Origin of the sequence: Paraburkholderia polaris, from assembly GCF_012927345.1 — a bacterium.
GTDB classification, from domain to species: domain Bacteria; phylum Pseudomonadota; class Gammaproteobacteria; order Burkholderiales; family Burkholderiaceae; genus Paraburkholderia; species Paraburkholderia polaris.
On record NZ_JABBGJ010000012.1, the window covers coordinates 41,792 to 62,667 of the forward strand.

Consider the following 20,876-nt stretch of genomic DNA (forward strand, 5'->3'; position numbering starts at 1 on the left):
CCCTCTTTCTGAACTGCACCTCAAAGCTTGCGTCAGTGTCCAACTTTTTGGGTGCAGTTAAATCAGTGCCCTTTTTATGCCGGCTGGGGCGTAATGGACGGCCGGCGGCGCAGCGATTGATCTGACGTAAAAAAATACCGCGGAAACGGTGCAGCCGCGGTGCGTTGCAGCAAACCAGCCCGCCATTGTGGCCGATGCGCATCGTCAATCTTTGCTACATTTCTGCAGACGTGCTGCGTACGCGGTCCTCGAAGCCTTTGCTTATCGACCCGGCGTGTGTGACCCAAATCTATCAAGAGGCAAAAGATGCGAATTCTAGTAGTAGGGGCGGGCGCCGTGGGCGGCTACTTCGGCGGACGTCTCGCAGCGGCGGGCCAGGACGTGACCTTCCTCGTGCGCCCCGGCCGCGCGGAAAAACTCGCGCGTGATGGTCTCGTCATTAACAGCGCGCGCGGCAATCTCACGGTGCGCGACGTCAGGACGATTCTCGCGGGTGTCGGCGCGGAGCCGTTCGATCTGGTGCTGCTCAGCTGCAAAGCCTACAGTCTCGACGACGCGATCGATTCGTTCGCACCGCTAGTCGGCGAATCGACGCTGATTCTGCCGATGCTCAACGGCATGCGCCATATCGACGTGCTCAAGGAAAAATTCGGTGCGTCACGCGTACTGGGCGGTCAATGCGTGATCGCCGCGACGCTCAGCCCCGAGCAGCACATCATGCATCTGAACGAAACGCACGCGATCACCTTTGGCGAGTTGGACGGCGGCACGTCCGAGCGCGTCCAGACGATCGCGGACGCGATGGCCGGCGCCAATTTCGACACCGCGGTCAGCGACAACATCCTGCTGCGCATGTGGGAAAAGTGGGTGTTCCTGGCCACACTGGCGGCCGGCACGTGCTTGATGCGCGGTTCGGTCGGCGATATTCTGGCTGCGCCGGATGGCAAGAGCATCATCGAAAACCTGCTCGGCGAGTGCCGTGGCGTCGCGGAGCACAACAGCTTTACGATGGGCCCGGATTTCGACGCTCGGGCCACCCAAACGCTCTTTACGCCGTCGCCGCTTACGGCTTCGATGTTGCGCGACGTCGAAAATCACTCGCATACCGAGGCGGATCACATTCTCGGCGATCTGATCTCGCGTGGCGGCGATGCGCAGAAGGGCGAGCACGGCTTGTCGCTGCTGCGTATCGCCTATAGTCATCTGAAGACGTATGAAGCGAGGCAGACCCGTACGTCCTGAATGACCGGAGCGCGGGTGATGGAGACGGCCACAGCAGCCTAACGTTTCGGAGATGAAGCATGCCGAGTCCAACCGGATCCGTACCCGCGCTCAGTGCCGCTTCGGCGACGATCTTCTCGATCGGCATCGTTTTTCTCGGCTACTGGGGCTTGTACGATCAGACGAAATGGCGAGCGTCCGACGTCTTTGTCTTCGTGTTTGCGATGATCGGCTTCGGCTGCCTCGGCCTCGTGCCGTGGATGGCGACCAGTCCCGTCGAACCGGAAACCAGCGACGCCCGCATCCGTATTGCGCGGCACATGTTTCTTGCCGGCGTCGTGTCAATCTGGCTGGGCGTGGCTATTTCGGTGATCTTCTGACGCACGGCCCTCGAATGAAAAAGCGCGCCTTGGAGCAAGCAAGGCGCGCTTTTTTTTAATGCGGAGAAGCGCGGCGCGGCCGCGCCGATTGCCGGCACGCCGGCAAATGCGCCAGCGCTGCTTAACGCTCGATCTGCCTGTTCCAGCGCGTATCCCACTGCGCGCGATGCGCATTGATCGTGTCCCAATCCACCACGGTCACCTTCTTCACCAGATCGTCGACATTGCCCAGGCTTTGCTGCATCGGCGGCGTCATCTTCGCGAGACGGTTGGTTGGAATCTGCTTGCCGGCTTCGGCGGCTTTTGTCTGAGCCGGCGCGGACAGCAGGAACTGCGCGAGTTTCTGCGCCAATTGCGGATCGGGGCTGTTGTTGACCACGCACAGATCGACCAGCAGCAACACGGGACCTTCCTTCGGGTTCACATAGCCGACCGGAATGCCCTTGTCCTGCAGATCGCCCACGGCAGTCGGCGTCAACGGAAACAAGCCTGCTTCGCCGGTCTGGACCATTTCGGAAATTTTCGCCGAATTCGGCACGTATTCCACGACGTTCGGGCCGACCGTGCTCGCCCATTTCGTGAAGCCCGGTTCGACGTTCTGCTCGCTGCCACCCATCAAACGGTTGATCGCCAGAAAGCCGTGCAGGCCGAAGGTGCTGCTCGAAGCGGACTGGAACACCACCTTGCCCTTGTACTTCGGATCGGCAAAGTCCATCCACGAAGTCGGCGGCGCCCAGCCTTTTTCAGCGAACAGTTTCTTGTTGTAAGCGATGCCGGTCATGCCGAGCTGCACGCCCGCGCCCATGTCGTCCTTCATGCGCGCGAACGGGTAGAGCTCCTTGAGCACCGGCGAGTCGTCGAGTTTCTTGCACACGCCCATGCTGACCGCGCGCGCCATCACGCCGTCGTCGAGAAACACCACGTGGATTTGCGGATTGGCCTTGTTGGCGAGCAGCTTGGCGAGAATGTCCGACGAGGTGCCAGGCACCACGACCACTTTGACATTGTTGGCTTTCTCGAAGTCGGGCAGGACCTGGCTCGTATAGGCCTTTTCCATCGGACCGCCGTTCATGCCGATGTAAATGGTCTTGGTCTCCGACCATGCCGGCGCGGCCGCGCCGAATGCGCACAATGCGGCCAGCGCCGCGATCGTCTTGAACAGTTTCATTGGGAGGCTCCTGAGTTTCACTAAACGATAACGAGGCGATGACTGAGCGATAACAAAGCGATAAGCGATAAGCGATAACCTGGCGATAACTAGGCGACGGATGGCGCAGTAACAGCAGCAAAGCGATCGATCGAAAAGGCGTCGAGCGGTGTGATCGTGGCGCCGTCGATCACGAGATCCGCGAGTACTTCGCCGACGCCCGGCGCCAGCAAAAACCCGCCGCCCGAAAAACCGAACGCATGCAACAGACGCGGTACGGTGCGGCTTGCACCGATGATCGGATTGCTGTCGGGCGTTTCGCCTTCCACGCCGCTCCATGTTCGGATCAGCAGCGCCTCGCGCAACGCGGGCAGCAGGGCGCACGCATCGCGCATGACGGCGCGGGTGGTTTCCGTCGACGGTTGACCGTATTCGCCATCGCCATGTCCGCGCCCGCCGCCGATCACGCAATTGCCACGCGCCACTTGGCGGGCGTAGAGGCCGCCGCCGTACACGCCAAGGTTGTGCGTGATGAAGTGCGGCATTGGCTCGGTGACCCACATGTTCGGGTAGATCGGTTTCATCGGCGCGGTTTCGCCGAAGTAACCGGCAACCGTATTCGCCCATGCGCCGGCGGAATTGATCAACCAGTCGGCGCTGATGCGCGTCTCGCCTGCGCGTAACTGGAAGCGCGTGCCGTCGTGATGGATCTCGGTGAGCTCGGTTTGCTCGCGCACGTCCGCACCGGCGGCTCGCGCGGCACGGGCGAATGCGGGCGACACCAGACGCGGATTGGCATGACCATCGGTTGCACAAAGCGAGCCGCCGATCGCAGCGGCGCCCAGCCATGGATAGCGTTGCCGGAACGTGGCGCCGCTGATCAACTGCGCTTGCAGTCCGTGGCCGCGCGCCATATCCGCCCATGCTTCGAGCGCGGCAATATCGGCTTCGCTGCGTGCAAGCCGCAAATGTCCCGACACGGTGAATTCACCGTCGATGCCGATCAGCTCCGGCAAGCGATCCCAGATGCGCCGTGCGCGCATGGCGAGCGGCATCTGTTCGACCGGCCGTCCCTGGACGCGCACGCCACCGTAGTTCACGCCGCTTGCCTGTGCGCCGCAATAGCGCCGCTCGAACAGGCCCACGCGCAAGCCGCGCCGCGCGAGCGCCAACGCTGCCGACGAGCCGACCAGGCCGCCGCCCGCAATCGCGACGTCGTAGTGCAAGGTGTCACTCATCGCGCGCCTCCTCGGGAATCTCGGCGACGTCATCGGCATACATGGCGGGCGATAGCGGAATTGGTTTGACAGGCGCCTGGCTGCGCAAGCGACCTACGGCTTCGAGCGGTTTGCCGGTTTCTTCCGCAAGCAGCGTCAGTGCCGCTTCTCCACACATGCGTCCCTGGCAACGGCCCATGCCGACGCGAGTGAGGGCCTTCAGGCGATTGATCTCGTTCGCTTCACCACCGCGGATGCAGCGCCGCAAGGTGCCCGCATCGATTTCTTCGCAGCGGCACACGGTCATGTCGTCGGGCCAATGCGCCGCGCATTTTGCGGGCGGCGCGAAGGCCGCTTCGATACCCTGGCGAAACACAGCGATACGTTCCAGGCTGCGGTCGAGGGACGCTGCATCGCGCATGCCAAGGCCACGTGGATGCGCCATCCCAAGGTCGTCGAGTAGCGCCAGCGCAGTGCGGCGGCCGGCGAGTTCGGCAGCGTCGGCGCCGGCGATGCCCGCGCCATCGCCCGCCAGATAGATGCCGCGCACGGAGCTGCGGCCGGCGGCGTCGAGTTCGGGTAGCCAGCAACGATTGTGGGCATCGAAACGGAAGCGGCACCCGGCGAGATCGGCGAGTTGGGTTTCAGGCTTCAGCCCGAAGCTGATGCCGACGGCGTCGCACGCGAGGGTTTCGGTCTTCGGGCTGTCGGTTGAAGAACGCCATTCAATTGCACTCACGCCGTGCTCACCCCGAATGCCGATCAGATTCACATCGCGTTCGATTCGCACACCGCGCAGGGTCAGCCAGCCGACGTAATAGAGTCCTTTGGCAAACGTACCAGGTTGCCGCGCGAGTTTCGGCGTCGCGGCAATCTGCTGCGATAGCGGACTCGTGTCGAGCACAGCCACCACCTGTGCACCGGCTTTCACGTACTGATAGGCCACGAGATAGAGCAGCGGCCCCGTGCCTGCGAGCACCACGCGCTGACCAATCGCACAGCCCTGCGCCTTCAGAGCGACCTGCGCCGCGCCCAGCGTGTAGACGCCGGGTAGCGTCCAGCCCGGCACCGGCAGCACGCGATCAGTGGCGCCGCTCGCGATGATCAGATGCGAAAACGGCACGTTGATTTCGCGTCCCGCGTGCAGCGTATCGAGGCGGCCCGGTGCACAAGCCCAAGCCAGTGTGTCGGGGCGATAGTCGAGATGTGGAAGCAGCGCGGCCATCGTCGTATGCAACGCGTCGGCCTTGTGCGCTTCGAAACCGTAGAGCGTTTTCTTCGTGCGCTGGAATGCGCCGTTCACGGGCGGCTGACGATAGATCTGACCGCCCCAGCGGGCGTTTTCGTCCAGCACGATGGGCTTGATGCGGGCCGCGACCAGCGTTTCGGCGGCGCGCACGCCCGCCGGTCCCGCACCGATGATAACCACGGCGTGTTCGTTGCTCATGGCGTGTCTCCGTTGCTAGTCGCAGCAGAGGCAGCAACGGTCGCCGCTGCGGCAGCAGGGATAGCAGTAGTCGCCGCAGAAGCAGCAGGGAGAGCAACAGAAGCAGCCTCAGCAAGCCGCGTGACCACGCGCATGCCTTGCGTCACCAGTGTCGAACACGCGCGCAATCGCAACCCCTCTTCGCTACGCATCCAGCAGTCCTGGCAGGCGCCGATCAGGCAGAAGCCGGCACGCGGCGCGCCGCTGAATTCGCTTTCGCGCACGCGACGTTGTTGCATCAATACGGCGGTCAGCAGCGTATCGCCTTGCAACGCGGTGACTTCGTAGCCATCGATAAAAAAGCTGAGTGGTTCACGCTGCGTCTCCGCGAGGCGAACGAATTGCGCATCGCGCTTCGGCGCGGCGGGTTCGGAAGACGGCAAATTCGACAGCATGTGAGAGAGGGCAGTAGAAGACATCAGTGCTGGCCGATCAGAATCCGGTTGAGCCCATACACGCGATCGAGCAGCAGCATCGCGCCTGCCGTGATAAAGATCACCAGCGCGGAGACGGAGGCCATCATTGGATCGATCGATTCGGTCGCGTACATGTACATGCGAACCGGCAGCGTGACGGTTTGCGGCGAAGTGACGAAGATCGACATCGTCAGTTCGTCAAAACTGTTGATGAACGCGAGCAACCAGCCGCCGGTAATGCCCGGCAGAATCATCGGGAAGGTGATGCGGCGAAACGTCGTCCACGCGTCGGCGCCGAGCGAATGCGCGGCATGTTCGACGCTGCGGTCGAAACCGCTGACCGAGGCCAGCACGAGCCGCATCACGAACGGCGTGATGATGATCATGTGCGCGAGCACGAGCCACGCGAACGAACCGGTTGCGCCGATTAGCGCGAAGAAGCGCAGCAGCGCGATGCCGAGCACGAGCCCGGGAATCACCAACGGCGACAGCAGTAAGCCGTTGAGGAAGCCTCGGCCCGGAAAGCGGGCACGGCCGATCGCGAGAGCCGCAGGCAATGCGACGATCAATGACAGTGTCGCGGAGGCAAACGCCAGCTTCAGGCTGTTGAAGAACGCCGAGATGAAGTCCGGGTAGTCGAGGATGGCGCGGAACCAGCGCAGCGATACGCCGTGCGTGGGCAGCGTGAGCGTTTCGTCGGGCGTGAAGGCGACCAGTACGACGATCACGAGCGGCGCGAGCACGAACGCAATGACGAGCGTGTGGAAAATCAGCGCGATAGGGCCGTTTTTTCTCATGATGATCTTACTTAGTGAGCTGATGAGTGAGCTGATTAATGAGCCAATGCATTAGCCGATGCATTAACCGAGGCTTCTGGCGTACTTGCGTTCCAGAACCCGGTAGTAAGTGAGCATCACGATCAGATTCGCGACCAGCAGCAGGAGCGCGATCGTCGCGCCGAGTGGCCAGTTCAGCGAGCCGAGGAATTCGTCATAGACTGCGGTGGCGGCGACTTTCAGGCGTCGTCCACCGAGTAGGCCGGGAATCGCGAAGGCGCTCGCCGACAGGCCGAACACCATCAGGCTGCCCGACAGAATGCCCGGCGTGAGTTGCGGCAACACGATGCGGCGCAAGGTCGTGGCGGGCGACGCCATCAGCGAAAGCGCGGCATTTTCCGTTTGCGGGTCGAGCTTCTGCAACGCGGTCCATACCGGAATCACCATGAACGGCAACATCACGTGCACCAGTGCAATGACGATGGCGAAGGTGGTGTATTCGAGCTTGTACGGTCCCAGCCCGACAAGACCGAACGTCTGATTCACGAGGCCGTTGCTGTTGAGCAGCATGCTCCAGCCGAACGCGCGCACCACGACTGAGACCAGCAGCGGCGCGAGAATGATCAGCAGGAACATCGAGCGATACGGATCGCGCATGCGCGACAGCACGTAGGCTTCGGGCGTGCCGATCACGATGCACAGCAGGGTGGTCAGAAAGGCGATGCCGAAAGTGCGCAGGAAGATCGTGTGGAAATACGACGATTTCAGTACTTCCGCATAGTTGCCGAATTGGAGTGCGGCGAGCGGGCCGCTCGACGGATCGAAGCGGTAGAAGGTCAGCACCAGCGTCATCACGAGTGGCACCAGCACGAGCGTCGCAAACAGCAGGAAAGCCGGCGCGCACATCAGCCACAACGGCAAGAACGCGTGCCATGGCGCGCGGCGCGCATTGCCGGTCTTCATGCTGTTGTTGTTCGAAGCGGGCAGCGTACTAGCCATGACGCGCATCCCGTTGAATGAAGCGGATCGCCTCGCTGTTCCAGTCGACACCGACCGCCGCGCCTTCCGGCAGGGGCTCGGTGCCTTCGTTCTGACAGCACACCAGCACTTCACCGAGCCGGCTGTCCACGCGGTATAGCCATTGGCTGCCAAGGAAGAAGCGGCTCGTCACGGTGGCCGGCAGACGGCCCGCGTTCGGCGCGCACAGGCGCAGCTTTTCCGGACGAATGCACAACGTGACCGCGTCGCCGACGCTGATCACACGTTCGCGCGCCGGCAGTTGCGCGGTGTGGCCGGTCTCGGCAAGGTCGTGTCCGAGGTCGATGCGGATCGCGTCGCCGTCGCGTGAGACCACGGTGCCCGCCAGCATGTTCGCCTTACCGATGAACTGCGAGACGAATCTGTTTTCAGGTCGTTCGTACGCTTCGTATGGCGTGTCGATCTGCGTAATGCGGCCGGCTTCCATTACCACTACGCGGTCGCTGATGGACAGCGCTTCCGACTGGTCGTGCGTGACCATGATGGTGGTCGTGCCGATCTTGCGTTGGATGGCGCGCAGTTCGAACTGCATGTCTTCGCGCAGCTTGGCGTCGAGGTTCGACATCGGTTCGTCGAGCAGCAGCACGGGCGGCGCGATCACGATCGCGCGGGCGATCGCCACACGCTGCCGCTGACCGCCGGACAACTCGCGCGGAAAGCGGTGCGCGAGCGTATCGAGCCGCACCAGCGCCAGCGCGTCGCGCACGCGCTCCTTGCGCTCCGCCTTGTCGATGTTGCGCATCTCCAGGCCGAAGCCGACGTTGTCAGCGACGCTCATGTGCGGAAACAGCGCGTAGCTCTGGAACACGATGCCGAGGCCGCGCTTGTTCGGCTTCATGTGCGTGATGTCGCGGCCGTCGAGCGTGATGCGCCCGCGCGTCGTTTCGACAAAGCCCGCGATCATCTGCAACGTGGTGGTCTTGCCGCAGCCGGACGGCCCGAGCAGCGAAACGAACTCGCCTTTTTCAACCGACAGGTTCACGTCGGCGACTGCCTGCAGATCGCCGAACGATTTCGCTACGTCCGTGAGTGTGAGGAACGACATGATCTGGCCTTTGGATGGGTCGACACTGGTTCAATTGGCTAATGCCTCGATGGGGCCGACTCTATCCAGCCAAATTGCATGGCGTCAATTTCAAATTCCGTTTGCCGGTATAAGATTAAAAAAAATTCCGATGAATGGAAGGCAATCAGTAGATCGTGGGCAAACTGTTCCACTGCATGATGTCCGGAAAATCCCTATAAATCAGAGCGCAACACGAATGGAACGGGCGTGCGGGTAATATTCCATTCAGGGATAAAACCCTCTATAGTATTCCGATCAATGAAATAATTTGGAGCGCTGGAGATGAAAGCTGCCGCCAAACGAGATGCCGATTCCGCACTGGCCGAAACGGGCAATACGCCTGGCCCTGGGATGCTGGAGCGCGCCTTCGCTGTGATCCGCGCGTTATCCGAAGCGCAACCCGACGGCGGCCGCGTCACGCGTCTCGCGAAAGCGGTGGGTCTGACGCAAGGCACGGTGCACCGCATTCTTCATGCGCTGATCGCGGAAGGCATCGTCGAACAGGACGAAAATTCGAAGCTGTATCGGCTGAGTGTCGATTTCTTTGCGCTCGCCGCGCAGGCCGGCAATCCGAGCGGCATGCGTACGCTGTGCCGTCCCGCGTTGCTGCGACTGTGCGCGAGTCTCGGCGACACGATTTTCCTGCTGGTTAAAAGCAGCTTCGACGCGGTGTGTCTCGACATCTGCGAAGGGCCGTTTCCGATTCGCTCGTTTACTGGCGATATCGGCGGGCGCGTGGCATTGGGTGTCGGTCAGGGGAGCCTGGCGATTCTCGCGTTCCTGCCGGAAGCGGAGCGTGAAGAGATCATTCGTTTTAATGTGCCGCGGATTCGCGGCTATGGCGTGCTCGACGAAGTGTATTTGCGCACCGAAATCGAACGCGTGCGCCAACTCGGTTACGCGGGCCGCAATAGCGGGGTACTCGACGGCATGGCGGGCGTGGCCGTGCCGATTCTGGATCGCACCGGAGTGGCGGTGGCGGCGCTGAGCGTCGGCACGTTGGCAGCGCGTCTCGGCGACGATCGTCTGCCGATGGTGGTCGAATTGCTGCGCCGCCAGGCCGATGCGATCGGCCCGCAGACCAATCCTTTCGATGTTGCGTTGCGCCGGCCGATGCATGGCTTGTCGCGGGCTATGACGACGGAGCGGATCGTGGGATAAGTGCGCGAAACAGGGAAAAAGGCGTCACGTCGTGGTGAACAACGTGGACTGCAACGGGATAGTCAACGTAGGACGCCACGGTTGACCGAGAATCGAGGCCCCGGCGTTGTAGGGGACGATAACAACGCTGTTATGCGTCTATGCACAGGGCCTGGAAACCCGCCCGCTTTAGAACACCTTCACCGGCACATTCACCACCAACCGATACTCCATATTGTTGCCATCGGAGTAATAGCGCGAAGCGTTGTGCCACATCGCGATGAACGTGACCTTCGTGTCCTTGAAGCGGCCGCTTTGCAGCGTATAGCTCGGAATGAAGCCGAACTCATGATGGTGGCCGTGCACCGGTTCGCCATTCTTCCAGTACAGGTTATGCAGCGGCGCCGATGCCGAAGCATTGTCTGCGGCACCCGCCGACGCGTCCGCACCCCAGCCATACTCGCCCCAGAACATTGCCTTGAGCCCCGGCACGCCGGCGTATTTGCCGTCGAACGTATAGCGCAATTGCAGCGACTGCTCATGCGGCGCGTTGTAGTCGACGTCCATCGAGTTGGTTAGGTAGATACCGTTAGTCTCGTTGACGTAGTCGAAGAACTGGTCGCCGAGCACCTGCTGGTAGCCGAGCAGCAGCGCATGCGGGCCGTGCTGTGCCGAGACCGAGAGGCTGTACGCGTTGCTGTTGATGTGCCCCTGCCGCGATGCGCCGGTATCGTGCGTCGAATAGATATTCGCGAGACCGCTCCACTTGATCGTGGTCGGGTCGCCGAACGACTGCGCCACCGAGCCGTAGTACTGACGCCAGACGTCGTCCGCCTGGTCGACATACAGCGCCACTTCGCCGTTCCTGGCGTAGTGCCATGTACCGCCCGCGTAGGTCAGGCGGTCGATGCGCGTGCCGCCATACGAAGTGGTCAGATTGGTCAGATTCGTGTGCCCGCGTGCGTCGACTTTGGTGAAACTGCCGGCCTCCAGCGTCGTGTGAACGAGGTCGTTGCTGACCATCGACACACCGAGGAAAGTCGGCGGCAACGCGCGGTTGTCATGCGGTTCGAGGAACGGGTTGGTGACGGTCTGCAGGCCGTACTTCACGACCGTTTCCGAAATGCGCCCCTTGATGTCATACATGCCTGGGTAAGCCCACGCGAGTTGTTGCGAGCCGCCGCCGTCCTTGCCCACGTGCACCATGTTGCCGGCGCCGTTGCCGCCGTCGAGTTTGAGTGCGGCGAACAGTGACGCGTCGAAGCCGAAACCCACCAGACCTTGCGTGAAGCCCGATTCATAGTTCGCTTGCGCGCCCTGAACCCACGCGTGGCGATAGATCGCGGTGGGGGCCTGGAAGTAGTCGGCGTAGTTGCGGAACTGCAGGTTCAGATGACTATCGGAGATGAAGCCCTTGCTCGCCGCCTGGCTCGACGGTGGTGTGGGCGGCGTGACCGTCTGGTTGGCTTCCGCGTTGACGACGGCGTTTGTCGTGTCGGGTTGATCGTTGCGCACCTGGCCACCCTGGTCCGCTCTGCGCTTGCCGGATGTGTTGGATTGCGGAGCTTGCGACGTAGACGAAGCTTGCGACCGTTGCGTAGGAGACGACAACGTTTGCGCGAGCGTTTGAGTTTTCGTCGTATCGGAGGTGGGCTCCAATGCGACGTCATCGGCATAGGCACTCGCGCTGAGGGTTAGCGCGGGCAGCGTGAATGCGCAGTAAAAGAAGGTGGCTGCACTGGTTTTTTTTGACCGCTTTTTTGTTCGGCTATCTTTCATGGTGTACGTCTCTGTTATTTTGGTGAGTCTTTGGCTGACGGTTAGCCAGTCCACGTTTATCGCTCGTCCCGCTGATGACAGGACGAACGAATCCAACAGCGCGACGGCCCGCCGCGCCAGGGAATACGGTTTTAAGTTTTCAGACTGTTTTCTTCAGTGCCCCCAAGGGGGCTTCCTATGGGGCGTGCCCCAAGGACACTTCCTTTGAAGCATCCCCCAAGAGAACTTCCTACGGGGCGTCGCTCACGCGAATGCACGCAACGCGCGTCGCGCTCGCACCGTGCGTGACAGGCTGCGGAATCTCGCTGGCGCAGGCCTCGATCGCATCCGGGCAGCGCGTGCGAAACGCGCAACCGGAGGGTGGACTGAGCGGCGACGCAATCTCGCCGCGCAACAGCAGATGACGGCGTGCGCGTTCAACCACCGGATCGGGCACCGGCACCGCCGATAGCAACGCGCGGGTGTACGGATGACGCGGCGTGCCATATACGTCGCGCTTGTCGCCGAACTCCATCACACGACCCAGATACATCACCAGCACGCGGTGGCTGATCGCCTTGACGACCGCGAGATCGTGCGCGACAAACAGCAGCGACAGCGACAACTCGCGCTGCAGATCGCGCAACAGGTTGACGATTTGCGCCTGGATCGAGACGTCGAGCGCCGACACCGGCTCGTCGCAGATCACCAGTTGCGGTTCACCGATCAGCGCGCGCGCAATCCCGACACGCTGACACTGGCCGCCGGAAAACTCATGCGGATAGCGGCGCAGATGCTGCGCGTTGAGGCCTACGCGTTCAAGCATGGTCAGAACGCGCCGCTGCACGTCGGTGCGGGCAATGTCCTGGCCATGCGTGAGCAAGGGTTCGGCGACGATCTGTTCGATCGTCATGCGCGGATCGAGCGAGGCGAGCGGGTCCTGGAAAATCACCTGCACGTCACGGCGCAAACGCGAGGTATCGCGGCGCGCGTCCGGCAGCACGGTTTCCTTGTCGAGCCAGCGCACGCTGCCGCTCGCCACCGGCGCGAGGCCGATGATCGCGCGCGCGAGCGTGGACTTGCCACAACCCGATTCGCCGACGAGGCCCACGGTTTCGCCGCGCCGCACGCTGAACGACACGCCGTCCACCGCGCGCAGCGTCGCTTTGCCGGACCACGGAAAACCGCCGCGCGGCACGCCGAATTGCACCTTGAGATTGTCGACCGACAACAGCGTTGCCGGGCCTTGACCTTGACCTTGACCTTGACCTTGACGCTGGCCTTGGCTTGCAATGGAAGTGGTGTTCATACGTGTTGTACCTCCATGATTTCCCGCACCGGCCGGTGGCATGCGCGCAACGCGTCGACAGCCGTCGGCGACGCCGTAAGCGCAGGCCGCGACTCGCGGCACCGATCGCTGCAATACGTGCAGCGCGGCGCGAATGCGCAACCCTCGCCGACTTCGCCGGGCAATGGCGGGTTGCCAGGAATGGTTTGCAGCGGACGGTCATCGTCGTCGGTCAGGCGCGGCAGCGCGTTCAGCAGACCGATCGTGTACGGATGAGTGGGCGCGGCGAACAGCGTGGCGGCGTTCGCCTGTTCGACGGTCTGGCCGGCGTACATCACCATCACGTCGTCGCACAACCCGGCCACGACGCCCATGTCGTGCGTGATCAGAATGATCGCGGTGCCGCGTTCGCGGTTCAGTTCGCGCAGCAATTCGATGATTTGCGCCTGCACGGTCACGTCGAGCGCGGTGGTCGGCTCGTCGGCGATCAGGATTTCCGGCTCGGAGAGCAGGGCCATCGCGATCATCACGCGTTGCCGCATGCCGCCGGAGAACTCGTGCGGATACATGTTGATGCGCCGCGCGGCATCGGGAATGCGCACTGTTTCGAGCGTTTCGATGGCGCGGCGGCGCGCTTCGCGGCGCGACATCTTGCGATGCAGTTGCAGCGTCTCGGTCATCTGCCGTTCGATCGTCAGGAACGGGTTGAGCGAGGTCATCGGGTCCTGAAAGATCATGCCGATACGGTCGCCGCGAATCCTGTTCAACGCGGCTTCGTTCATCGTCAGCAGGTTTTCGCCGCGATAGGTCGCGGCGCCCGACACCTTGCCGTTGCCGGCCAGCAGGCCGAGCAACGCCATCACGGTCTGGCTTTTGCCCGAGCCCGATTCACCGACGATGCCGAGCGTGCGGCCCGCTTCGAGCGAAAACGATACGCGCTGCACCGCGTCCACAGGTGCGCCCTCGCGGCGCGTGAAGCGCACGCTCAGGTCTTTGACTTCGAGTAGCGGCATGTCAGCGGTCCTTCGGATCGAATGCGTCGCGCAGGCCGTCGCCGACGAAATTCACGCAATACAAGGTGACGCACAGCATCACCGTCGGGCACAGCAGCAGCCACGGCATCGATTCGAGCTTCTGCGCGCCGTCCTGAATCAGCACGCCCCAGCTCGTCATGGGTTCCTGCACGCCGAGGCCGAGGAACGACAGCACGGATTCGGTCAACACGATGTTGGGCACCGTCACGCTGGCATACACCACCACGACGCCGAGCAGATTCGGCACGATGTGGCGCGCGATGATCGAAGGCGAACTGACGCCGATTGCTCGGGCGGCGTCGATGAATTCGCGCGAGCGCAGCGACAGCGTCTGGCCGCGCACCACGCGCGCCATGTCGAGCCACGAGAACGCGCTGATCGTCAGCACGACCAGATAGAACGCGCGACCGAACATCGTCATCATCAGGATCGCGATCAGCATGTAGGGGATCGCGTACATCATGTCGACGATGCGCATCATCACCGCATCGACGCGGCCGCCCAGATAGCCGGCGGTGGCGCCATACGCCACGCCGATCAGCCCCGACACGAGCGTGCCGAGCAGACCCACTTCCAGCGACACGCGTCCGCCTTGCAGCGTGCGCGCGAGCAGGTCGCGGCCGAGTTCGTCGGTGCCGAACCAGTGCATGTTCGCGAGCGTCGGCGCGAGGCTGATCGCACTCCAGTCGCTGTCGATCGGATTGTTCGGCAGGAACCACGGACCGGCCACGCAGGCAATCACGATCAGCAGCAAGACGACGAAACCGGAAAACGCCGCGCGATTGCGCACGAAGCGTAGCGCGGCGGTGGCGAGCGGCCCGCGCGAACGCGGCGCCCTTGCGATGGCCGCGAGCGGATCGAGCGCCGCGGCAGTCGGTTGAATTGAGCGGGGCATGGATCAGTACCGGATGCGCGGATCGAGCCAGGCGTACGCCAGATCGACCAGCAGATTGAACAGGACGGCGACCGCGGTGGTCAGCACGACGAGGCCGAGCACGAGGGTGTAGTCGCGGTTGATCGCGCCGTTGACGACCAGTTGGCCGAGGCCGGGCAGCGCGAACACCGATTCGGTGACCACCGCCGCCGTGATCGACGAGATGCAGATCGAGCCCAGCAGCGACACCACCGGCATCAGCGCCGGCTTCAACGCATGGCGCAACACGATCGTGCGTCCCGGCAGGCCTTTGGCGCGTGCGGTGCGGATGAAGTTGCCCGACAGCACTTCGATCATGCTGCCGCGCATCACGCGAGCGATCGCAGCGACGTTGATGATGGTGAGCAGCACGATCGGCAGCACGCGATAGCGCCACTCGCCTTCGCCCCAGCCGCCGGCCGGCAGCCAGCCTTGGCCTTCGGAGGTCTTCAGCAGGATCGCGAAGATCCACACCAGCACCGGACCCAGCACGAACGGTGGCACCACGTTGCCGATATTGCCGAGCACCATCACCAGGTGATCGATGAAACGGTCGCGCCGCACAGCGGCCAGCGTGCCGAGCGTGACGCCGATCACGACCGCGATCGGCACCGATACGCCGCCTACGCCGAGACTCACCGGCAATGCCTTCCACACCAGATCGTTGACCGACCAGTCGGCGTAGCGGAACGACGGACCGAGATCGCCGTGCAGCAGCGCGCCGAGGTAATGGAGGTACTGCAGCCACAGCGGCTCGTCGAGGTGATACTTGGCGTTGAGGTTCGCGAGCACGGCCGCCGACAGGTGCTTCTCGGTGTCGAACGGCCCGCCGGGGGTGAGGTGCAGCAGCAGATAGCACGCGGTGATCACGGCGAGAATCGTCGGGATCGCCCAGAGCGTGCGGCGCAGCGTATAAGCCAGCATGACGGTGCTCCCGCGCTTAGTGCTTGATCAGATACATGTCTTGCGTGGCGCGCTGGTCGACGTAATTGGTCGACGTGTAGCCGCCCACATACGACTTGACCAGCCGGTCCGCCGAGTACTGGAAGAGCGATACCACGGGGTAGTCGTTCATCGCCAGCTCGTGCGCCTGCGAGAGCAGGGCGGTGCGCTTCGCGTCGTCGAGCTGCTGATTGCCTTCATCGACCAGCTTGTCGACTTGCGGGTTGCAGTAGCGCTGATCGTTCTGCACGCTGTTGCAGCGGATCAGATCGAAAAACGAGTTGGCGTCGTTGTAGTCGACAAACCAGCCGTCGCGCGAGGCCTGTACCTTGCCGTCGTGGCGTTGCTTGAACAGGACCTTTTGTTCGACGTTCTCGAGCTTGGCGGTCACGCCGAGCTTGGTGCGCCATTCCGACGTGGCAAACAGCGCGACCTTCTTGTGCAGGTCGTTGGTGTTGTAGGTGAGCGTGAACGTCAGCGGCTTCGCGTCCGAATAACCTGCGGCTTTCAGCAGGTTGCGCGCGTAATCGACGCGCCTGGCCATCGGCCAGCTTGCCCAGTCAGGCGTGAAGACGTTAGCGCCTTCCGTGCCCTTGGCGATCAGGCCGTACATCGGCACCTCGCCGTCAGCCGTCAGACGCTTGGTCAGCAGGTCGCGGTCCAGCACCATCGCCAGCGCCTGGCGCACGCGTTTGTCCTTGAATGCGGGGTCTTCGTTGTTCAGGCTGTAGTAGTAAGTGGCGATCTGCAGGCCGGTTTTCAGCTCGGAGCCGAACTGTTTGCTCACCTGCGTGTAGATGCCCGACGGAATCGAATACGTGTAGTCGAACTGGCCGGCCTGATACATGCGCATCGCCGTTTCGTCGTTTTCGATCGGCAGATAGGTCACTTTCGTGATCACGACCTTGCTGGCATTCCAGTACGTGCTGCTTTTGGTCGCCACGAGGCGATTGCTCGGCTGCCAGTCGGTCAGCACATACGGGCCGTTACCGACGAAGTTGCCCGGTCGGGTCCAGTCGCCACCGAATTTGGTAACGGTCGCGCGGTTGACCGGTGCCATGGCCGGCATGGCGGTGAGTTGCGGGAAGAAGGCGGCGGGCACTTCGGTTGTGACTTCGAGCGTGTACGGATCGATGGCGCGCGCGGCGAGACTCGTCAGCGGTGCCTTGCCGGCGAGAATCGCCTTGGCATTCTTCACGAATTCGACCAGCACCGTGTATTTCGAGCCCGTCTTCGGATCGAGCACGCGTTGCCATGAATAGACGAAGTCAGCGGCGGTGACCGGCTGGCCATTGCTCCAGCGCGCGTCGTGGCGCAGCTTGAAAACCCACGTATCCGGCCCGGTGCGCGTCCACGATTGCGCGACGCCTGGCACGACCGCGCCGGCCGCGTCGATACGCGTCAGGCCTTCGAACATGTCAAGCGCGATCGTGTCGCCGGTCCACGATTCAATATGCGCGGGGTCGAGCGATTCGGTTTCGGCCGGCACCTGGCGGGTGAGTTCCTGGCTGGCGGCGAGCGTGATGCCCGCAGGCACCGTGACGGCGAAGGCAGAGGGCTGAAACGTAAGGACGAGCGCGGCCAGCGCCGTCGCGTAGACGAACGGGGTTTTCATCGGTTGAGATCGCAGGAAAGGTCGAGAGAAGAACGCGCTGGCGCTAAGGCGCCCGGTTATCTGCGGTGCTCGGGCCGGGGCGGCCCTTGTTGCCCGTGTTGATTGCGCGACATGCAGGATTCCTTACATTTGGTAATGCAGGCAAACCCTGGCCGGATCAACCGGAAAAGGTGCCTGCCTTTTAGAACAGTCTCGGTGTGCCCACCCAGACGACTACCGACTCTTTGCGTGCGGTATTCACCCAGCTGTGCGGCACCGTCGATTCGTAATGCGCGCTGTCTCCCGCATGCAACACGAACGTCTTGCCTTCCAGCGTCAACGACACTTCGCCGTCGATCACATAAACAAACTCTTCCCCGGCATGCGTGGTCACTTCGGAGCGTTTCTGCCCGGGCGGCATCCTTACGAGGATCGCTTCGAGCTGACGGCCGCCCGTCAGATTGGTCAACCGTGCAAACAGATTGGCCGAGTCCGCAAAACCGAAAAACTTCAACTGATCGCCACGGCACACAGAGCGTTCTTCGCTAGGTGTGTCGACGAAATACTGCACCGTCACCCCGAGTGCCTGGGCAATCCCGGCCAGCGAAGTAATGGACGGTGACGCCAGCCCGCGTTCGACTTGCGACAAAAACGGCTTGGAAATACCCGCCGCTGTTGCCGTGTCATCCAGCGTGCGCTTGAGCCGTTGCCGCAGCGCGCGGATCTTGCTGCCGAGTTCGAATGCCGGGTTGTTCTTTTGAATTGTCGTGACCATAGCAGGAGGAAATTAGCCCGTCAAAATTTGTTTGATATAAGTAAATATGGTTTGATTGCGGTCCAGGCCGGGGTGGCGGGCCGTTCAGCGCCCGGTCGTGCAAGGGGCCGCATTTTCGAGACAACGCTCTATGTTGCCAGAACCGAAATCCGGGCCAGCCGTTTTGACCGGTAATCGACGAGAAATTGAAAGCGAATGCGGTAAAGCCTGCGGTATGCAGAAGGCTGCCCGCATTGATGCAGGTTGAGTATCAGGAGGCGTTAAAGGCATGACATCAAAGACTATTTTCAGTCAAATGCGACTTCGCAACGAAGGTGTCCTGCTTGTAAGAACCGGTAATTGGCTTGGTATCAGTGAATTCCCTGAGTGACGAACCATGCTTATATTTGCAGAATCAGCCCCGCTTGGCGGTAGGCACACCTGTTCGCATCACACGCGACGTCGACCGCTGTTTTTCATTCCGCGCGCAGCGATCCTGCGCGGCGGAGCGTTGTCCGGCACGTTCCATCCCAACGCTCGCCGGCATGAGGACATGACTATCACTGCCGATTTTTCCTGCCGCGGGCCTAGCGCCCGCCGCCCGGCGCGGCCGCCATCTGCCGCTTGCCTGTTCGTCGGCCTCCGGGTCGCCGGCCGCCGGACCCCCGTTTCCCGCGATGCTTTATCATTGAGCCCGTTCCGCCTGCCGGAGCCCGAGCCCAATGTGGCGCAGCGTCCCTCAATCCCCCAAGGGGACTTCCTTCGGGGCGGGGGACTTCCTGCGGGGCGTACCGCGTGGCGGACCTCTATCCCATCCCCTGGTTTTTCTGCTGGTCTTGGCGCCTCAGTTTGCAGCTCAGTTTGCAGACGAGCGCGCAGCTCAGTTTTCCAGATGAACGTGTAGATGAGCGCGCCACTGACTACGCGCAGGCATTGCCCAATGCCTGCGTCGCGTCGCGCATGGTCCGCTGACCGTTTTTCCAGATCCAGTTTTTCGCGTCGCGTGGCCAGCCTACGCGCCGCCGCAACCGTAAGAACACGAGGTACATGATGAATTCGTCCAATCCCGCCGGCGCACCGGTCTCGCAGACCCGTTCGTTCTCGACGGTCTTTCTGATCGAGATGTGGGAGCGCTTTGGCTACTACGGGATGGCAGCGCTGCTGGTCCTATTCATGATCGACAAGCTAAACTTCACCGACAGCCACGCCACCCTCACGTGGGGCGCGTTCACGGCGCTGGTGTACGCATCGCCGTCGATCGGCGGCTGGATCGGCGACAAGATTCTCGGCGCGCGCCGCACGATGATCTTCGGCGCCGGCGTGCTGGCGGCCGGCTATTTCATGCTGGCGCTGCCCAACGAGCAATTGAGCTACATGTACGCGTCGCTCGGCGTGATCGTGGTGGGCAACGGGCTTTTCAAGGCGAATGCCGCGAATCTCGTGCGCCGCATCTATGAAGGCGACGACGCACGCATCGACAGCGCATTCACGATCTACTACATGGCGGTCAATATCGGCTCGACGGCGTCGATGCTCGCGACACCGTGGATCAAGGACCATTGGGGCTGGCACACGGCATTCGCGGTCTGCTGCGCAGGCATGCTGCTGTCGGTGCTGAACTACTTCATCATGTTCCGCACGCTCGCGCATATCGGCTCCACGCCGGACGCCGAACCGATCCGCTGGAAGCGTGTCGGCGCGGTCGCGCTGGGCGGTATCGTGCTCGGCACGGTAACGATGTTCGTGCTGCAGCACAAGGCGATTGCGGTGGCCTGCGTGTACACGGCGGGCGTCGCGATTCTGGCGATCTTCGGCTATATGCTGATGAAGTGCGAACGCTCGGAGCGCTCGGGCCTCGTTGCCGCGCTGATCCTGACCGCGCAGGTGATCCTGTTTTTCGTGTTCTACGTGCAGATGTCGACGTCGCTCACGCTGTTCGCGCTGCGCAACGTCGATCCGCGCTTCATGCTGTTCGGCGAGACGCTGTTCACGTGGAGCGCCGCGCAGTTCCAGGCGCTCAATCCGATCTGGATCATGTTGCTGAGCCCAGTGCTCGCGCTGCTCTATACGAAGCTCGCAAAGAGCGGCAAGGACGTGCCGGTGGCCGTCAAGTACGCGTTCGGCTTCGCGGTGGTGGCGGCCGGCTTCTTCGTGTACGCGGCGAGCGGCAACTACGCGGTGAACGGACGCGTGTCGTCGTGGTTCATGGTCGGTGGCTACGGCTTGTATTCGCTCGGCGAATTGCTGGTGAGCGGGCTGGGTCTCGCGATGATCGCGCGCTACGTGCCGGCGCGGATGAGCGGCTTCATGATGGGCGCTTACTTCGTGGCGACCGGTGTGTCGCAATACCTGGGCAGCGTGGTCGCGAACTTCGCGCAGATGCCGGCGGGCGATATGGATCCGCTCGAATCGCTGCCGCTGTATACCAAGCTGTTTACGGGTCTGGGCTGGCTCGCGGCGGTGGGCGCGCTGGTGGCGGTGCTGCTGTTGCCGCTGATGCGCAAGCTGTCGCGCGAACATCAGCGTTGCAGCGACGAAGCGCGTGACAACGCGCGGCAAGCGGCTGCTCTGAATGGCGTGGTGACGGAGTAATCTGCTGCGACGTGCATAGCGGCGCCACAGCGCCGCTCAGCGGCCACAGGAAGTACGCGCAGTTCACACGAAAGCACTGGCCGGTCGCAAGAAAGTACGCGCCGGCGGTTCGAC

At 62.5% G+C, this 20,876-nt stretch carries 18 protein-coding genes; 4 read left to right on the forward strand and 14 right to left on the reverse strand.

From position 1 onward, the window contains the following. The first annotated feature begins 306 nt into the window (after positions 1-306). The gene (panE, locus tag HHL24_RS12905; RefSeq protein WP_169485850.1) at positions 307-1,242 is read left to right on the forward strand and encodes a 2-dehydropantoate 2-reductase; all 936 of its coding nucleotides are present in this window, start codon (positions 307-309) and stop codon (positions 1,240-1,242) included. 59 nt (positions 1,243-1,301) lie between these two features. Then, positions 1,302-1,601 carry a hypothetical protein gene (locus tag HHL24_RS12910; RefSeq protein WP_169485851.1) on the forward strand — a complete coding sequence of 100 codons (300 nt, stop codon included), beginning with the start codon at positions 1,302-1,304 and terminating at the stop codon, positions 1,599-1,601. 121 nt (positions 1,602-1,722) lie between these two features. Here the strand turns inward: HHL24_RS12910 and HHL24_RS12915 are convergent, their stop codons facing one another. The 7 genes from HHL24_RS12915 to HHL24_RS12945 form a co-directional block, all read right to left on the reverse strand. Then, entirely contained in the window at positions 1,723-2,769 is a 1,047-nt protein-coding gene (locus tag HHL24_RS12915) for an ABC transporter substrate-binding protein (protein WP_169485852.1), read from the reverse strand. An 89-nt stretch (positions 2,770-2,858) separates the two neighbouring features. Next, positions 2,859-3,986, reverse strand: a complete 1,128-nt coding sequence (locus tag HHL24_RS12920; RefSeq protein WP_169485853.1) for an NAD(P)/FAD-dependent oxidoreductase — start codon at positions 3,984-3,986, stop codon at positions 2,859-2,861. Continuing rightward, on the reverse strand, positions 3,979-5,412 hold the full coding sequence (locus HHL24_RS12925) for an FAD/NAD(P)-dependent oxidoreductase (protein ID WP_169485854.1): 1,434 nt from the start codon (positions 5,410-5,412) through the stop codon (positions 3,979-3,981). The genes HHL24_RS12920 and HHL24_RS12925 overlap by 8 nt, the downstream gene beginning before the upstream one ends. Then, on the reverse strand, positions 5,409-5,846 hold the full coding sequence (locus HHL24_RS12930; protein ID WP_169485976.1) for a (2Fe-2S)-binding protein: 438 nt from the start codon (positions 5,844-5,846) through the stop codon (positions 5,409-5,411). Before HHL24_RS12930 ends, HHL24_RS12925 begins: the two co-directional genes overlap by 4 nt. 23 nt (positions 5,847-5,869) lie before the next feature. Further along, complete coding sequence (locus HHL24_RS12935) at positions 5,870-6,664, reverse strand: ABC transporter permease (RefSeq protein ID WP_169485855.1); 795 nt, start codon at positions 6,662-6,664, stop codon at positions 5,870-5,872. A gap of 63 nt (positions 6,665-6,727) precedes the next feature. Further along, positions 6,728-7,642 carry an ABC transporter permease gene (locus tag HHL24_RS12940; protein WP_169485856.1) on the reverse strand — a complete coding sequence of 305 codons (915 nt, stop codon included), beginning with the start codon at positions 7,640-7,642 and terminating at the stop codon, positions 6,728-6,730. Continuing rightward, positions 7,635-8,726 (reverse strand): ABC transporter ATP-binding protein, encoded by a 1,092-nt coding sequence (locus tag HHL24_RS12945; protein WP_169485857.1) that lies wholly within the window; start codon positions 8,724-8,726, stop codon positions 7,635-7,637. Before HHL24_RS12945 ends, HHL24_RS12940 begins: the two co-directional genes overlap by 8 nt. 303 nt (positions 8,727-9,029) lie before the next feature. Here HHL24_RS12945 and HHL24_RS12950 point away from each other — a divergent pair, with 303 nt between their 5' ends. Next, complete coding sequence (locus HHL24_RS12950) at positions 9,030-9,908, forward strand: IclR family transcriptional regulator (protein ID WP_169485858.1); 879 nt, start codon at positions 9,030-9,032, stop codon at positions 9,906-9,908. Between the two features lie 168 nt (positions 9,909-10,076). On the opposite strand, the gene HHL24_RS12955 is transcribed toward HHL24_RS12950, so the two are convergent. From HHL24_RS12955 to HHL24_RS12985, 7 genes are all read right to left on the reverse strand, one after another. Further along, a complete protein-coding gene (locus HHL24_RS12955) occupies positions 10,077-11,666 on the reverse strand; it encodes an OprD family outer membrane porin (RefSeq protein WP_169485859.1) in 1,590 nt (529 codons plus the stop codon). Positions 11,667-11,895: 229 nt separating this feature from the next. Further along, a complete protein-coding gene (locus tag HHL24_RS12960) occupies positions 11,896-12,954 on the reverse strand; it encodes an ABC transporter ATP-binding protein (protein ID WP_230417432.1) in 1,059 nt (352 codons plus the stop codon). Next, positions 12,951-13,946, reverse strand: coding sequence for an ABC transporter ATP-binding protein (locus tag HHL24_RS12965; protein WP_169485860.1), 996 nt, complete (start codon positions 13,944-13,946; stop codon positions 12,951-12,953). Before HHL24_RS12965 ends, HHL24_RS12960 begins: the two co-directional genes overlap by 4 nt. A gap of 1 nt (position 13,947) precedes the next feature. Next, positions 13,948-14,862, reverse strand: a complete 915-nt coding sequence (locus HHL24_RS12970; protein WP_169485861.1) for an ABC transporter permease — start codon at positions 14,860-14,862, stop codon at positions 13,948-13,950. 3 nt (positions 14,863-14,865) lie between these two features. Continuing rightward, the gene (locus HHL24_RS12975; protein WP_169485862.1) at positions 14,866-15,804 is read right to left on the reverse strand and encodes an ABC transporter permease subunit; all 939 of its coding nucleotides are present in this window, start codon (positions 15,802-15,804) and stop codon (positions 14,866-14,868) included. Between the two features lie 16 nt (positions 15,805-15,820). Continuing rightward, positions 15,821-17,437, reverse strand: a complete 1,617-nt coding sequence (locus tag HHL24_RS12980) for a peptide ABC transporter substrate-binding protein (protein ID WP_169485863.1) — start codon at positions 17,435-17,437, stop codon at positions 15,821-15,823. A gap of 181 nt (positions 17,438-17,618) precedes the next feature. Continuing rightward, positions 17,619-18,191, reverse strand: coding sequence for a cupin domain-containing protein (locus HHL24_RS12985; RefSeq protein WP_169485864.1), 573 nt, complete (start codon positions 18,189-18,191; stop codon positions 17,619-17,621). 1,029 nt (positions 18,192-19,220) lie between these two features. On the opposite strand from HHL24_RS12985, the gene HHL24_RS12990 reads away from it, so the two are divergent. Next, complete coding sequence (locus HHL24_RS12990) at positions 19,221-20,762, forward strand: peptide MFS transporter (RefSeq protein WP_169485978.1); 1,542 nt, start codon at positions 19,221-19,223, stop codon at positions 20,760-20,762. Positions 20,763-20,876 lie beyond the last annotated feature (114 nt).